The sequence below is a fragment of the Streptomyces sp. NPDC058701 genome (genome assembly GCF_042715295.1).
Taxonomy (GTDB): Bacteria; Actinomycetota; Actinomycetes; order Streptomycetales; family Streptomycetaceae; genus Streptomyces.
Map to the genome: position 1 here is coordinate 125,965 of NZ_JBHXSY010000017.1, position 14,619 is coordinate 140,583.

At 73.0% G+C, this 14,619-nt stretch carries 12 protein-coding genes; 8 read left to right on the forward strand and 4 right to left on the reverse strand.

All coding sequences use genetic code 11. The annotated features are described in order from the left end of the window. Positions 1-178: 178 nt before the first annotated feature. The 7 genes from ACFWW8_RS20185 (at position 179) to ACFWW8_RS20215 (ending at position 7,502) form a co-directional block, all read left to right on the forward strand. Complete coding sequence (locus ACFWW8_RS20185; protein ID WP_386530336.1) at positions 179-628, forward strand: hypothetical protein; 450 nt, start codon at positions 179-181, stop codon at positions 626-628. Positions 629-1,115: 487 nt separating this feature from the next. Beyond that, positions 1,116-2,132 carry a hydroxyacid dehydrogenase gene (locus tag ACFWW8_RS20190; protein WP_386530337.1) on the forward strand — a complete coding sequence of 339 codons (1,017 nt, stop codon included), beginning with the start codon at positions 1,116-1,118 and terminating at the stop codon, positions 2,130-2,132. 218 nt (positions 2,133-2,350) lie between these two features. Next, on the forward strand, positions 2,351-3,658 hold the full coding sequence (locus tag ACFWW8_RS20195) for an ABC transporter substrate-binding protein (RefSeq protein ID WP_386530338.1): 1,308 nt from the start codon (positions 2,351-2,353) through the stop codon (positions 3,656-3,658). A gap of 250 nt (positions 3,659-3,908) precedes the next feature. Further along, on the forward strand, positions 3,909-4,769 hold the full coding sequence (locus tag ACFWW8_RS20200; protein WP_386530364.1) for a carbohydrate ABC transporter permease: 861 nt from the start codon (positions 3,909-3,911) through the stop codon (positions 4,767-4,769). Next, the gene (locus ACFWW8_RS20205) at positions 4,766-5,695 is read left to right on the forward strand and encodes a carbohydrate ABC transporter permease (RefSeq protein WP_386530339.1); all 930 of its coding nucleotides are present in this window, start codon (positions 4,766-4,768) and stop codon (positions 5,693-5,695) included. The genes ACFWW8_RS20200 and ACFWW8_RS20205 overlap by 4 nt, the downstream gene beginning before the upstream one ends. A 188-nt stretch (positions 5,696-5,883) precedes the next feature. Further along, complete coding sequence (locus ACFWW8_RS20210; RefSeq protein WP_386530340.1) at positions 5,884-6,789, forward strand: alkaline phosphatase family protein; 906 nt, start codon at positions 5,884-5,886, stop codon at positions 6,787-6,789. Beyond that, positions 6,786-7,502 (forward strand): HAD family hydrolase, encoded by a 717-nt coding sequence (locus ACFWW8_RS20215; RefSeq protein ID WP_386530341.1) that lies wholly within the window; start codon positions 6,786-6,788, stop codon positions 7,500-7,502. The genes ACFWW8_RS20210 and ACFWW8_RS20215 overlap by 4 nt, the downstream gene beginning before the upstream one ends. Before the next feature lie 45 nt (positions 7,503-7,547). On the opposite strand, the gene ACFWW8_RS20220 is transcribed toward ACFWW8_RS20215, so the two are convergent. Both ACFWW8_RS20220 and ACFWW8_RS20225 read right to left on the reverse strand, forming a co-directional pair. Further along, entirely contained in the window at positions 7,548-9,953 is a 2,406-nt protein-coding gene (locus tag ACFWW8_RS20220; protein WP_386530342.1) for a polysaccharide lyase 8 family protein, read from the reverse strand. A 204-nt stretch (positions 9,954-10,157) separates the two neighbouring features. After that, complete coding sequence (locus ACFWW8_RS20225) at positions 10,158-11,300, reverse strand: substrate-binding domain-containing protein (RefSeq protein ID WP_386530343.1); 1,143 nt, start codon at positions 11,298-11,300, stop codon at positions 10,158-10,160. 145 nt (positions 11,301-11,445) lie between these two features. On the opposite strand from ACFWW8_RS20225, the gene ACFWW8_RS20230 reads away from it, so the two are divergent. Then, positions 11,446-12,747: a Gfo/Idh/MocA family protein gene (locus ACFWW8_RS20230; protein ID WP_386530344.1), complete on the forward strand. Its 1,302-nt coding sequence runs from the start codon at positions 11,446-11,448 to the stop codon at positions 12,745-12,747. A 39-nt stretch (positions 12,748-12,786) separates the two neighbouring features. Here ACFWW8_RS20230 and ACFWW8_RS20235 read toward each other — a convergent pair whose 3' ends face one another. Then, positions 12,787-14,268, reverse strand: a complete 1,482-nt coding sequence (locus ACFWW8_RS20235; RefSeq protein WP_386530345.1) for a UDP-N-acetylmuramoyl-L-alanyl-D-glutamate--2,6-diaminopimelate ligase — start codon at positions 14,266-14,268, stop codon at positions 12,787-12,789. A 119-nt stretch (positions 14,269-14,387) separates the two neighbouring features. Further along, the gene (locus ACFWW8_RS20240) at positions 14,388-14,540 is read right to left on the reverse strand and encodes a hypothetical protein (RefSeq protein WP_386530346.1); all 153 of its coding nucleotides are present in this window, start codon (positions 14,538-14,540) and stop codon (positions 14,388-14,390) included. Between the last annotated feature and the right edge of the window lie 79 nt (positions 14,541-14,619).

Here is a 14,619-nt window from a genome sequence, read left to right on the forward strand (position 1 = left end):
CCGTCACCGGCGTCACCCCGGCGTAGCGTTTCCGGCATACGCCCCAGGTAGTACGCCGGGCGGTGCGGCTGTACGGATCCAAGGCCGTCCCGGACCCGATCGACCCCGGCCGCCGAACGGCGGGGGACCGGCGCTAGAGTCCCGTGTTTGTTCGAATCGATGTGAACCGGGGGACTGGATGAACGCGAAACTGCGGGAGACCGCAGACGAGTTGGCGGACGTGTTGTGGCGGGAGCACACCGTCTACCGCGACCGGACGGGCGGTGTGGTGATCCGGGGGGAGCACGTCGAACGGTGGATCAGCCTGTCCACCGGCGCGGGGCGCGACGAGGTGCTCCTGCGCGCCGGCCGGATACTGGACGGCGGGACCACGGCACCGGCCCGCAGTGAGGCGGTCGCCAGCCTCTCGTCCGGCACGACCGCGCTCGCGGCCGTCTGCCGCAGGCTGCTGGCCGAGACCGCGCCCGTCCCGTCCCGCCCGGCCCCGCAGAGGACCCGGCGCACCCGACGGTCCGAGAGGGGCGGGCGGGCCCGGGGCCGGCACACCGGCCTCGTCTCCTGGCTGGTCGTGGCCTGCGTCGTCGGGCTCATCGGTCTGTACCTCGCCGGCAGGACCGGCGCGCTGTAGGCCGCAGCGCCCGGCCCAACAGGAACCCGCCGGGCGGAGACGCCCGGTCGAGCCCCGGTCCCGGGGTCCGACCGGGCCGGGGCCGGTGGGAGGGGCCACGGGCCCACTCCCCATTGCCTCGGCCGGCCCCACCCGCAGCACGTCCCGGCCAAGGCCGAGTTGCCCTGAGGGTGACGCCTTCCCCTCGTCGGCCCCTCGTCGCGCTGTCACGGCACCCGCGGCGCAGCCACGAGGACGACCCGGTCGGCCTCGGCGTCGGGCGCGGGCCAGACCCGCGGGTTCGGGCACTCTGCGACCGCCGGGCGGCGCAGTACGGCCCTCTGCCCGGACGCCCCTAGATCCCCGAGTCGCGGGTCGCGGGTCCCGTACCGCTGGACGGGTGCGATCGTTTCGAGCGAATAGAACTTTATGATTGATGGATCTTGACGATCGTAACCTGGCTCCATAGAGTCGGCGCGGCCTCACCCAGCCGCAAGGAGCACCCCAGATGCCTGGTCGCCGACCGCGAGTCCTGCTTGCCATGGCCCCCGAACTCCGCCCCCGCCTGTTGGGTGACGCCGTCGCCCGACGGCTTCGCGACGTAGCCGAGTTCGACTCCGATTTCGTCGCCGACGACTACGCCAGACCGGAGGTCGCGGCCGCCCTGGCCGAGGCCGAGGTCCTGCTCACCTTCTGGGGGGCGCCCGCCGTGGATGCCCGGGCGCTCGCGCGCGCCCCTCGCCTCAAGGCCGTCGTGCACGCCGCCGGCTCCGTCAAGCAGCTCGTCACCGGCGCCTGCTGGGACCGCGGCATCGCGGTCTCCTCCGCGGCCCAGGCGAACTCCCTGCCCGTCGCGGAATACACCGTCGCGATGGTGCTGCTCTCCAACAAGCGGGTGATGCAGCTCCGTGAGGAGTACCGCAGCGTCCGCGGGACCAGGCACGACTGGCACCTGAGGTACCCCCACGCGGGTAACTACCGCCGGACGGTCGGCATCGTCGGAGCATCCCGGATCGGTCGCCGCGTCATCGAGCTCCTGCGCCCGTACGACCTCGAACTCGTCCTGTACGACCCGTACGTGTCGGCCGGCGCGGCCGCGGCGCTCGGCGTCCGCGGGGTCGGGCTCGACGAGCTGTGCCGGATCTCGGACGTGGTCAGCCTGCACGCACCCGAACTGCCCGAGACCCGGGGGATGATCGACGACAGGCGGCTGGCACTGATGCGCGACGGTGCCACGCTCATCAACACGGCGCGCGGCTCGCTGGTCGACGGGGCCGCGTGCACGGCGGAGCTCGCCTCCGGCCGGCTGCACGCGGTCATCGACGTGACCGAACCGGAGGTCCTGCCGGGGGACTCCCCGCTCTACGACCTGCCCAACGTACTGCTCACCCCGCACATCGCGGGCTCGCTCGGCAACGAACTGCACCGGATGGCGGACTCCGCCGTCGAGGAGATCGCCCGCTACGCCGCGGGCGAGCCGTTCGCCCACCCCGTGCGCCGCGAAGACCTCGACCGGACGGCCTGAACTCCCGCCGTCCGGTGCGTTCCCCGCTCTTCTCCGCCCGGCCCCGCCCCGCACGCGACGTACGGGGCGGGGTCAGACGTGCCGTCGTGCCGTCCGCCGGAAACCGACCGGACGTGCCGAACTGATCGTATTGATCAATGGTTCACCTGCTCTTGACGTTCAAGAAGCGGGCGCGAATGATTCAACCCGTTCAGCCCACTCGCCAAGGAGCACTCCACATGAAGTCTCAGTCCTTGCGTGTCTACGGAGCGGTGGCCGCAGCGGTTTCCCTCGCCCTGCTGACCTCCGCCTGCGCCGGCTCCGATTCCACCGCGTCGCCCACCGCCGGGGACGACGGCAAGCCGGTGACCATCACGTACTGGACCTGGACGAGCGGAGCGGAGGCCGCGGCCGCGGAGTTCAACAGGACGCACACCGACATACAGGTGCGCTTCTCCCAGATCCCGGGCGGCGCCGACGGCTACAGCAAGATCAGCAACGCCATCAAGGCGGGGGACGCTCCGGACGTCGCGACGATCGAGTACAACATGGTCCCGGAGTTCGCGAGCCAGGGATACCTGGAGGACCTCACCGCCTCCTCCGGCGCCCTGGTGAAGAAGAGCTTCCCGGCCGGTGTCCGGGACCTGGTGACCTTCGGCGGCAAGACCTGGTCGGTCCCCTTCGACGCGACCCCGCAGGTGTACTTCTACCGCAAGGACCTCTTCGAGAAGTACGGCGTCAGCGTCCCCGTGACGTGGGACGAGTACCGGGCGGCCGCGGAGAAGATCAAGGCCGCCGACCCCGCGGCACGCATCGGCTCCTTCCCGACGGACGCCCCACTGCAGGCGACCCTGTCCTGGCAGGCGGGCGCCAAGTGGTTCGAGGTCAAGGGCGACGCCTGGAAGCCCGCGATCGACGACGCGCCCTCGCAGAAGGTCGCCGCCTTCTGGCAGGGGATGCTCAAGGACGACCTGGTCTTCAACTTCGGTGCCGGCACCCCGGAGGAGAACAAGTCCAAGGCCGACGGGACGACGGTCAGCGTCGTGGGCGCCTCATGGAGCGCGGGCGGCATGGTCTCCAGCATGCCGGACCTCAAGGGCAAGTGGGGCGTCGCCCCCGTTCCCCACTGGGGTGCTCCCGCCAGCGGGATGTACGGCGGCACCAGCTTCGCCGTCACCAAGGGCAGCAAGCACGCGGCGGCCGCCGCCGAGTTCATCAAGTGGGTGACGACCGACCCGGCGTCGATGAAGGCCCGGATCGGCGCCCTGAAGAACCCGAGCAGCGCCCTTCCCGCGAACCCGGCCATGGCCGAGGTGGCGGCGCAGGCCTTCGACACCTCGTACTTCGGCGGCCAGGACCTCTACAAGCTGACCGGCGATCAGGTCGCCACGATCGTTCCCGGCTGGACGTGGGGGCCGGTCTGGGGGAAGGTCGGCGCCGACTTCAAGGACGAGGCCGCCAAGAACGGCCTGCCGAGCGGCCTGACGAAGGCGCAGGAATCGGCCCGGACCGCGATCGGGAGCCGCGGCCTCAAGCTCGCCCAGTGAAGCCGGGCCCCCGGGCCCGGGGGAGGGCGTAGGCCCGGCCCTGATCCCGGCCCGGCCGGCTCCGGCCCTGATCCCGGCCCCGGCCCGCCCGGGGGCGGCCGCGGCACCCCCGCGCCGCCCCGCTGGCGGCCCGCGGCGACGCGACCGCCCCTCGTCCCGCACCACCCGTACGCCAAGGAGCCCTCCCGTGGCAGCAATCACCACCCCGGCAACCGCCGGAAGCGCGCTGCGCCGCAGACAACGCGGCGCGGTGGTCCTCTTCCTCTCCCCGTTCTTCGTGCTCTTCGCCGCCGTGACGGTCGCGCCCGTGCTGTACGCGGGCTGGATGAGCCTCTACCGGGAGCGGTCCTCGGGACTCGGGTTCGGCGGCGTCGAGCGCACCTTCGCCGGGATGGCCAACTACACGACGGTCCTGTCCGATCCGGCGTTCCGGGACTCCTTCCTGCACGTCGCCGCGTACTGCCTCGTCTACATCCCGGTGATGATCGGCGTCGCGCTCGGTCTGGCGCTCCTGGTCGACTCGGCCCACGCCCGCGCCAGGCGCTTCTTCCAGCTCGCCTTCTTCCTGCCGCACGCCGTACCGGGACTGATCGCCTCGATCGTCTGGATCTACCTCTACACCCCGGGTCTCAGCCCGGTCATCGAGTGGATCGACGGCGCCGGCGGCAGCTGGAACTTCTTCTCGCCCGACCACGCCCTGTCGTCGATGGTCAACATCGCCGTGTGGCAGTGGATCGGTTACAACATGGTGATCTTCTTCGCCGCCCTCCAGGCCGTGCCCCGCGAGGTCGTCGAGGCCGCGACGGTGGACGGCGCCGGGGCCTGGCGCATCGCCCTGGGCATCAAGGTGCCGATCATCCGCTCCTCGGTGGTCATGACCGTGCTGTTCACCTGTGTCGGGGCCATCCAGCTCTTCACCGAGCCCAAACTCCTCTCCGACAAGGCACAGGCCCTCGGCAACGACTGGTCTCCCACGATGTACATCGTCAGCAAGGCGTTCGTCGACCACGACTACGCGGCCGCCGCCGCGGCCTCCCTGCTGCTGGCCGTCGTGGCCGGAGCACTGTCGTTCGTGGTCACCCGGATGGGGAAGCGGTGGCAGGAATCATGAGCACGGACACCGCATCCCCCCGCACCCCCGAGCGGACCGCCCCGCCCCGGCCCGGATCCCCCGCGGCGCCGGCCCGGGCCGGCGCCCCGCGCGCCGCGTGGGCCTCCAAAGCCGCCGTCAACGGCGTGCTGATCATGCTGGCGCTGTACACGCTGATGCCGATCAGCTGGCTGCTGGTCGCCGCCACCAAGAACCGCCGCGACCTCTTCGGCACCGGCGGTTTCAGCTTCGGCGAGTTCAACCTCTTCTCCAACGTCCACGAGGTGTTCACCCACAACGACGGCATCTACGGACGGTGGCTGCTCAACACCCTCCTCTACGCGGTGGTGGGCTCGGCGCTCTCCTCCCTGATCTCGGTCGCGGCCGGGTACGCCTTCGACAAGTACGCCTTCGCGGGCAAGGAGAAGCTCTTCGGCGTGGTCCTGGCGGGCGTCCTGGTACCGGGGGCCGTCCTCACCCTGCCGATGTACCTGCTGGCCTCCAAGGCGGGTCTCACCAACACCTACTGGGCGCTGCTGATCCCCTCCCTGGTCAACCCGTTCGGCGTCTACCTCGCCCGGGTCTTCTCCGAGGGCTACGTCCCGTACGAGGTGATCGAGGCGGCGCGGGTCGACGGCGCAGGCGAGGTGCGGACCTTCCGCGCCATCGCCCTGCCGATGCTGGCACCGGGGTTCGTGACGCTGTTCCTGTTCTCGTTCACCGCGAGCTGGAACAACTTCTACGGCGCGCTGGTCATGCTGAACGACAAGGACCTGTACCCCGTCAGCCTCGGCCTCCACATGTGGAACGTCTCCATCACGGAGAGCCCAGAGATGTACTCGCTCGCCATCACCGGTTCGCTCATCGCGGTGATCCCCCTGGTGGCCGCCTTCCTCCTCCTCCAGCGATTCTGGCGCTCGGGCCTGACGGCCGGCGCGGTGAAGTAGCCGTGACGGTCCGGCAGACCCCCGCGCAACGCGCGTGTCGGGAAGCGGGGTTCGGGCTCTTCCTGCACTTCGGCGTCAACACCTTCAGCGGCCGTCCCCGAACTCGCCGAGGACCCGCCCGGTCCCGACGCCCCCTGACCCCCGCACGGAAGCACCCCCACCCCCCAGATAAGACGGGACCACGACCGTTGTCCACCTCCCCCCGCGGCCACCGCCGCGTCCTGGTCGTCGGCATCGACGGCGTACGCCTCGACGTCCTCGAAGCCGTACCCACCCCCCATCTGGACGGGGTCGCGGCGGCCGGATTCATCGGCCGGATCGACATCGACGAGACCACGCCCACCATGTCGGGACCCTGCTGGGCCACCATCGCCACCGGCGTGGGAGTCGCCAAGCACGGGGTGTACGGAAACCATTTCGGCGGCCACCGCCTCGACGTCTTCCCGGACTTCGCCACCCGCCTCGCCCGGCAGGACGGCCGCAGGACCTTCACCGCCGGCGGCTGGGAGCCGCTGTTCCTCGCGCGCGACGGCGGACCCCTCTTCGCCGGCCCGGCCCGCCTCTCGTACATCGCGCCCCGCGCCGACACCTGCGAGGCCTGGGAAGCCTGCGACGACGAGGTCACCGCCGAGGCGGTGCACGTGCTGGGCACCGACGACCCCGAAGCCTCGTTCGTCTACCTCGGCGCGGTCGACGAGACCGGCCACCTGCGCGGCTGCGGCGACGCCTACCGACGCGCCGTCGCACGCGCCGACGCACGCCTGGGGCGGCTGCTCGCCGCCGTCCGGGCGCGCCCCGCGTACGCGGAGGAGTCCTGGACGCTGATCGTGGTCACCGACCACGGGCACCGGGACGACGGCGGCCACGGCGGGCGCACCGAACCAGAGCGGACGGCCTGGGTCGCCTGCTGCGGACCGGACGTCGCGGCCGGGCCGCCGCCTTCCCGGCCGCTGCGCTTCGAGGACGTCGCCGCCCACGTGTACGCCTCCCTCGGGCGCGCCGCCGACTCGCACTGGACCCTCGACGGCCTCCCCTTCACCCCTGCCGAACGCTCCGCGGACGCCCCCGCCGCTGCCGCGGCCGGCCGCCGATGACGTCTTCCCCCGGGCTCCCGGGAGCACGAACAGCGCCGTCGGCCCGGCGAACCGGACCCGGTGGGGGACCGGCCGCCGTGTTCTTCGACATGGATGGCACCCTCGTCGACACCGAGCCCCTGTGGTGGCGCACGGCGCAAGCCGTCGCCCGGTCCGCGGGACACGTCCTCACCGACGCCGACGTGCCCGCCGTGGTGGGGCGTTCCGTCGCCGACACGGCCGCCCACCTGCACCGCGTCACGGGCGGCGCGGCCCCGGTCGGTGCGATCGGCCGGGACCTGCTCGCAGGGTTCCGCACCCGGATCTCCCGCGGCCCCCGCCCCCTGCCGGGGGCGCTGGAACTCCTCGCCGCCCTGGCCGGGGCCGGGATCCCGCTCGGCCTGGTCTCCGCCTCACCGCGGTCGGTCGTCGACCTGGTCCTGCCGGGACTCGGCGCGCACCGCTTCGCCGTCACCGTGGCGGAGGGGGAGACGCCGCGGACCAAGCCCCACCCCGACCCCTACCTGGCCGCGGCCGCCGCCCTCGGCGTCGAGCCCCGCTCCTGCGTGGCCGTGGAGGACAGCCCTTCGGGCCTGGCCGCAGCCGAGGCGGCGGGCTGCGCCGTCCTGGCCGTCCCCTCCACCGTGCCGATCGGCGCGGCGCCCGGCCGGCTGGTCCTGCCCGCGCTGACCGGCATCGACGTCCCGCTGCTGCGCTCCCACGTACGCCACTGACCCGCGCGTACCCCCCGGCCGACGTGCCGGGAGGGGTACGCGCCTTCAGGCGAGCGCGACCCCGATCCGCTGGGTGGCTCCGGCCTGGCCCGTGAGATCACCGAAGGTGAGGGTGAGGGCGGAGCCGGTCACCGCGGAGGTGACGGTGGGCGGCGCGGAGAGGACGGCTGCCACGGGACGGTCCCACCTGACCGTGAGGCCGGTCCGCATCCGCATCGGGTCCGATACGCAGACGGTCGCGGTGCCGTCCCCGTGCTCCCGGACCAGCACGCAGGCCGGGTTGTCGGCGGTGAGGGCGCCGGCCGAACCGGCGAACCAGAAGTTCACGGCGGTGACGCCGAGCGAGGGCACCGCCACGCCCTGCCGGGTGTTGTCGTTGGCGAGGACCACGAGCCAGCCGGGGGCCGCGGCCCGGGCGGCGGTCGCGGCCGCGGTGGCGCCGGGCATCAGGACGGACGCGCAGGACGCGTCGACGGGGTCCACGCCGTGGTCGAACCACAGGGTCAGGTAGCGGCGGGTGACCGGGTCGGCCGTCCCCGTGGTGTTGACGTCCCGCCAGGAACCGGTGCGGGCCTCGCGCCGCGCCCTGAGCGTGGCCCCGCCCGGGAACACGTACCCGCCGTGGCCCGCGATGTGCGCCCAGCGGCTGCCGGCGAAGGCGGCCGACCAGCCGAGGGCGGCGGGCTGGACGGCGCCGTTCACCGTCAGGGCGTGGGAGCCGGTCGCGCCGAGGTTGCGGTTCTCCACCACCGTCTCCGCCGAGACGCCGTCGGTGCTCCTGACCGCGCCCGTCAGGCAGACGACGGAGTCGTCCAGGCAGAACCAGGACTTCTTGGCGTACAGGGTGCTGGCGAGCCCGCGGACGAACTGCCCCACGGCCGCGTACTCCCCGTCCGTGGCGCCGCCGACCCAGCTCACGTCCGGCCGCGGCAGGGCCCACGCACCACCCTCGGCGTCGGCGAGCGTCTTCGTGGAGACGGTGGTGCCCGGCAGCCGGTACGGGTCGACGGTCGGCCAGAACGCGTCCGTGTACTGGCCGTTGGCGTACGTGTCGCCCCACCACTGAAGCATGCCCGCACCGGTGTGCCAGCCGCGGAGGTTCTCCCCGTTGCCCGTTTCGTAGGAGCCGATCCGCCGGGAGGCCATGCTGATCGACGCCGCCCAGCGGGGCCGCCGGTGGACGGCCCGGTCCATGCCCGGGAAGAGCCGGTGCCCGGTCGGCTCGGCGATCGGCGTGACGGCGGCGTCGTCCCGTACGGCCTTCAGGCGGGCCAGCGCGGCCACGCCCAGGTCGGTGTCGGCGAGCACCGGGCTGTAGTAGTCCCGCTGGATCCAGCCCTTCACGAGCCCGCGCCAGCGCCGGTTCTCCGCGCCGCTCGCGGCGGTGCCCAGCAGTGCGATGGCGGCCAGGACGCCGTGGCCGCGGCCGTGGTCACCGCCCTGGAAGCCGTGCGACGTGGTCCGCGGGTTGCCGCGACTGATGGAGCGGCCCGACACCGCGTCCATCATCAGACCGTTGTAGAGGAACGGCGCGAAGGACTTCTCCACCGAGTCGAGGACGATCTGCCGCCGGGGGTCGGACACCGCCCAGGCCGATCCGTTCAGCAGCGAGAACAGCCCGGCCAGCCCGCTCAGCAGCACGGCGCCGTACGAGCCCGTGTAGGCGAGGTAGGTGTGCTGGACGAAGGACCCGTCGGCGTAGAACCCGTCCCCCGTGGTGACGAAGGGGAAGACGGGGGAGAGGGCGTCGCGGGCGAGCGCGATCTTGGCCGCGTCCTTGCCCAGGATGCCGCGCAGCGCCAGCGAACGGCACAGGTCCACCCGGTTGGCGCCGGTGCTGGTGCCGGTGTAGCTCCCCACCGAGGAGTCGGGGACGAAGCGGTCGACGGCTGCCAGGTACCGGGTCAGCCGGGTGCCGGAGAGCTGGTCGTAGAGGATCGTGCTGATGTCCAGCAGCGCCTGCGGGGAACCGATCTGGAAGTCCCACCAGTTGCCGAACGGGCTCCCCGACGCGTTGTACACCCGGTCGTGGAGGTGGTCGAGACCCGTCATGATCGCGCCCAGGAGCGCGGCGCTGCCGGTCAGGCCCGTGCCCGGCTGGGCGTGGGCCTGCGCCATGGTGGCCAGCCGCGTGTAGCTGGCGGTGACCGAACTCGACAGGTTCAGGGGGAGGTCGGGCCAGAGCGACCCGCCCGCGGCGGCCATCGTGGCGCGGTGCTCGCCCGCCTGGACGCCCAGCAGGGCCAGCTTCTCCGCGAAGGGCGCGGCCGCCGGGTCGAACCCGCTGCCCAGCAGCGTCCCGCGCCAGGTGACGCGCAACGCGTCGTACGCGTCGCCCGCCGCCGATCGCGGGGGCGCGGCCCAGGCCGGGCCGGCCGAGAGGGTTCCGGTGAGGAGGGCGGCGCTGCCGGACAGCAGCAGGAAGGAACGGCGGGACCACGGGGTGGACATGGTGCCTCCAGAGCTGGGCGTGGGCCGGATCGACGTGTGGCGGGCCGCGGGCCGCGCGGGTGCGCGCGCAGCAGGAGACGACCGCTCGACGGTGGGGCGGCGACACGGCGGGGTGCGGGGCGGGAGGACGCCCCGCTGCCCGGTTTCTAGCACGTGATCGAAAGAGCGCTCAAGAGGCGCGTACGGGTCGATTCGCTCAAACGATCAGATCGGCGTCGCGGAACCGCCGCAGGAGTCGCGCACGCGCAGCTCCGGCAGCAGCTCGACGTGGCGGCGTGCCCCGCCTGTGCCGCCCGGACCGTCCGCGCCACCGCCACGGTCCTCCGGGCCGGCCGCGAGCCGGTCGAGCAGCAGCCTGGCCGCCACCGCGCCCACGGCGCGCTTGGGCGGCGCCACCGCGGTGAGCGCCAGTTCGGACAGCCCGGACACCTCGTCGTCGTAGACCACGAGCGCGAGGTCCTCGGGAACGCGGACGCCCAGCGCCTGCAGGCGCGGTACCAGGACGACGGCGTCGGCGTCGCTGTGGACGAACGCGGCCGTGACGCCGTGCTCGCGCACGCCCCGGCGCAGGAACTCCAGCGTGCGGGCGTAGCGCTCCGACTCCGAGGCGAGGGCGCCCGCGTCGAAGCCGGGCGCGTGCGCGGCGGGGAGCCCGAGCGTCGACAGCGCGGCCTCGAAACCCGCCCTCAGCTGCGCCGCGTGCGGACTGCTCTGCAAGGCCAGCGCGAACCGGCCGTGGCCCAGGGCGGCAAGGTGGCGGACGGCCGAACCGGCGCCGTGGGCCGAGTCCGAGCGCACCCGGTCGAGACCGTGGGCGGCGCTGCCCGGGCTGGTCCACCGCTCGACCAGCACGGTGGGGACGGCCGCCGCGAGGACCGCCTCAGCCTCACCTGCGCCCGGTTCGCCACGCTCCCAACTCGGAGTGACCAGCAGCCCGTTCACCCCGGAGGCGACAAGGCGTTCGATCTGCCGGCCGTCCTCCTCTGCCAGGTACCCGGTCAGACCGAGGACGAGCCGCACCCCGCGGGCCGCCAGCACCGTACGGGCGCCTTGGACGATCTCGGAGAACGAGTAGTGCATGGTCGGCACGATCATGCCGACGACGGTCCCCTCCCGCACCGGGGCGCCGACCGGGGCGAGCGCCCGGCCCGGCCGACCGGTCCCCGGCCACACCAGCGAACCGTGCACACGCCCGAGCCGCCCCTCGGAGACGAGCAGACCCGCGTCACGGCGCACGGTGACCATGGAGACGTTCAGGGTGGCCGCCACCCGGGCGATGGTCATGCTGCCGTGTTCACGGACGAGCCGGACCACGCGATCGTGCCGCTCGTGGACATGAACTCGCACGTCTCGTCCCCCTGTTACCGCCGTTGTGCGGGGTACTCTACGCGTTCCCTAGCGGGCTCGGCCGAATGTATTGAACGATCGCTCTTTTCGTTCGTTACGACCATTCCCCACGTCCCCCCCCCGCATCCGCCGACGGGAGAGGAGCATGAGGGGGCAGGCCGCCTCGCTGCTCCGGGAAGTGGGACAGATGTCGTCAGTGGTCACTCTCGCCGTCGTCGGTGCCGGAGACCGGGGAACCGGCCACGCCCGCTGGGCGCTGGCCCACCCGGACCGCGCGAAGGTGGTGGCCGTCGCCGAGCCGCGCGGACCGCGCAGGAACCGGCTGGCGGCCGCCCACGGCCTGACACCCTCGGCGGCCGTGGACGACTGGCGGACGCTGGCGGCCCGGGGCCGGATCGCGGACGCCGTCCTGATCTGCACCCTGGACCGGGACCACCTGGAACCGGTGCTCGCGTTCGCCGCCCTCGGCTACCACGTCCTGCTGGAGAAGCCGATGGCGCTGGACGAGGAGGCGTGCCGTCGGATCGTCGCCGCGGTCGAGGCCGCCGGAGTGGTCCTCGCCGTCGGCCACGTCCTGCGCTACACCCCGTACACGCAGGCGCTGAAGCGCGTCGTCGACTCCGGCCGGCTCGGTGACGTCGTCAGCGTCCAGCACCTGGAGCCGGTCGGCTTCTGGCACCAGGCGCACTCGTTCGTACGGGGCAACTGGCGGCGCGAGGACGAGGCCACGTCCATGCTCATGGCGAAGTCCTGCCACGACCTGGACTGGCTGCAGTACGTGCTCGGCGCCCCGCCGGTGCGCGTCTCCAGCTTCGGCCGCCTCTCGCACTTCCGGCCCGAAAACCGGCCGGCGGGCGCCGCGGACCGGTGCCTGGACTGCGCGGTCGAAGCCACCTGCCCCTACTCGGCACCCCGCGAGTACGGAGAACGGCTCGCGGCGGGCCGGCACGGGTGGCCCCTGAGCGCGGTGCTCGACGAGTTCACCCCCGAGGCCCTCGACGGCGCCCTGCGCGAGGGCCCGTACGGGCGGTGCGTGTACGCCTGCGACAACGACGTCGTCGACCACCAGGTGGTCGCCATGGAATTCACCTCCGGGGCCACCGCCACCTTCACGATGACGGCGTTCACCGAGCGGGCGGACCGCCAGACCCGGATCTTCGGCACCAGGGCCGAACTGCGGGGCGACGGCCGGAGCCTGCGGCTCTACGACTTCCTCACCCGCACCGAGGAACACATCGACGTCCGCGCCGAGGGGACGCCGGACGCCGGCGGCGGCCACGGAGGCGGCGACGCGGGCCTCATGGACGCGTTCGTGGCCGCAGTGGCCACGGGGAACCCCGCCCTCGTGAAGTCGGGCCCCCGGGAATCCCTCATCAGCCACCTGACCGTACTGGCCGCCGAACGCGCCCGGCTCGGCGGAACGGTCGAGACCCCGGGCCCCGGGTGAGACCGCGGCCCGACCCGCCCCGTGACAGGGCCGGAACCCCTACGGCAGCGCCAGCTCGCGCACCGTGGCCATGTCACTGAACGGCAGCAGCTCGTCGCCGACGATCTGGTGCGGCTCGCTGCCCTTCCCGGCGATCAGGACCGTGTCCTCGGGACCCGCCGCGGACAGCGCGAAGGCGATCGCCCGGCGGCGGTCGGCATGGCGGTGGAAGGGGGTGCCGGTCGCCGCGAGGCCGGGGGAGACCTGGTCCAGGATGGCCTCGGGGTCCTCATGGCGGGGGTTGTCCGAGGTCAGGACGCACAGGTCGGAGTGGGCCCCGGCGATCTGCCCCATCTCGGCCCGTTTGGTGGTGTCGCGGTCCCCGCCGCATCCGAAGACCGTGATCACCTGTCCGCGGGCGAAACCCCGGATGGTCGTCAGGACCTTGTCGAGGGAGTCCGGCGAGTGGGCGTAGTCCACGATCACCGACGTGCCCGACGGGGTCCGGAAGCGCTCCATGCGGCCCGGCACCGGCGGCATCCGGTCGAGCGCGTCGACCAAGGGGCCCAGCTCGTGCCCCAGCACGTGGCAGGCCGCCACCGTGGCCAGTGCGTTGGCCACCGAGAACCGGCCGGGAACCGGGATCGACGCCGGATAGGCGCGCCCGCCGTGGTGCAGCGTGAACCGGGTGCCCGCCGCGCTCACCTCCAGGTCGGTGGCCCGGTAGTCCGCCGGGGAGTCCAGGGCGTACGTGGTCACCGCACCCGGCATCATCGCCACGATGCCCGCGCCCACCGGGTCGTCGGCGTTGACCACCGCGCGCCGGCAGAGCCCCTGGAACAGCCGCAGCTTGGCGTCCCGGTAGTCCGCCATCGTTCCGTGGTCGTCGAGATGGTCCTGCGTCAGGTTGGTGAAGACGCCGACGTCGATGAACGTACGGTCCACCCGGTGCGTCAGCAGCGCCATGGAGGTGGCCTCCAGCACCACGCTGGCGGCGCCGCGGTCGCGCATGTAGCCCAGCAGGTACTGCAGGTCGGGTGATTCCGGAGTGGTCAGCACCGAGCGGGGCATCGGGATCGGCTCGTCGCCGATCCGGCTCCCCGCGGTGCCGATGACCCCCACCTTCGACCCTTCGGCGAGCCGCAGGACGGATTCGACCATGTACGACACGGACGTCTTCCCGTTCGTGCCGGTGATCGCCACCATGTCCATGTGCCGGCCGGGCTCGTCGAAGTAGCGGGAGGTCACCACCGCGGCAGCCGTCCGGGCGTCCGGAACGCGTACGGCGCAGGCGCCCGGCGGCCAGACCGCGGCGGGCAGGGAGGGTTCACCGCCCTCGACGATCACGGCGGCGGCCCCCCGGGCCAGCGCCGGCGAGACGGAGCCGGGGCCGCCCTCCCGGTGTCCGGGTACGGCGATGAACAGGGAGCCCGGGGTCACCCGGTCGGCGTCGAAGGTGGTTCCCGCGGTGATCAGCGTCGTGGCGGGATCACCCTGCAGGACGTGGTACTCCTGCCCGGCCAGCAAATCGCTCAGCTTCACAATGATCCCTTCGAGGGGGCTCGGCCCGGGGCGTGCGGCCGTAGCCAGGCGGCAGCGCCGGCGGCATGCCGGAGGGCTGCTGTGGTGATGTGGAGCGGAGGGGCCTGGGGCGCGGAGCGCTAGCCGTGGCCGTGCAGGGCGACACGGCGGGTCTCGGGCACCACGGCGAAGGCCGCGCGGGCCGGGTCGACGACGGTCGTGACCCCGGCTGACGGACACGTTCCGAAGGCGGCCTGCTGCAGGCCCTGCCTCGAAGAACGTGTGTCACCCATGGGCCGAGTGTACGGCCCACCCAGCTACCCCGGCCCCACACCGGACACCGGCCCCCGTCCGCGGCGGGACAGCCCCTAG

What these genes read in the sequence shown, in the direction of transcription:
- ACFWW8_RS20185 (WP_386530336.1), top strand. Translation starts at nt 179, where the DNA reads ATGAACGCGAAACTGCGGGAGACCGCAGACGAGTTGGCGGACGTGTTG.
- ACFWW8_RS20190 (WP_386530337.1), top strand. Translation starts at nt 1,116, where the DNA reads ATGCCTGGTCGCCGACCGCGAGTCCTGCTTGCCATGGCCCCCGAACTC.
- ACFWW8_RS20195 (WP_386530338.1), top strand. Translation starts at nt 2,351, where the DNA reads ATGAAGTCTCAGTCCTTGCGTGTCTACGGAGCGGTGGCCGCAGCGGTT.
- ACFWW8_RS20205 (WP_386530339.1), top strand. Translation starts at nt 4,766, where the DNA reads ATGAGCACGGACACCGCATCCCCCCGCACCCCCGAGCGGACCGCCCCG.
- ACFWW8_RS20215 (WP_386530341.1), top strand. Translation starts at nt 6,786, where the DNA reads ATGACGTCTTCCCCCGGGCTCCCGGGAGCACGAACAGCGCCGTCGGCC.
- ACFWW8_RS20220 (WP_386530342.1), bottom strand. Translation starts at nt 9,953, where the DNA reads ATGTCCACCCCGTGGTCCCGCCGTTCCTTCCTGCTGCTGTCCGGCAGC.
- ACFWW8_RS20230 (WP_386530344.1), top strand. Translation starts at nt 11,446, where the DNA reads ATGAGGGGGCAGGCCGCCTCGCTGCTCCGGGAAGTGGGACAGATGTCG.
- ACFWW8_RS20240 (WP_386530346.1), bottom strand. Translation starts at nt 14,540, where the DNA reads ATGGGTGACACACGTTCTTCGAGGCAGGGCCTGCAGCAGGCCGCCTTC.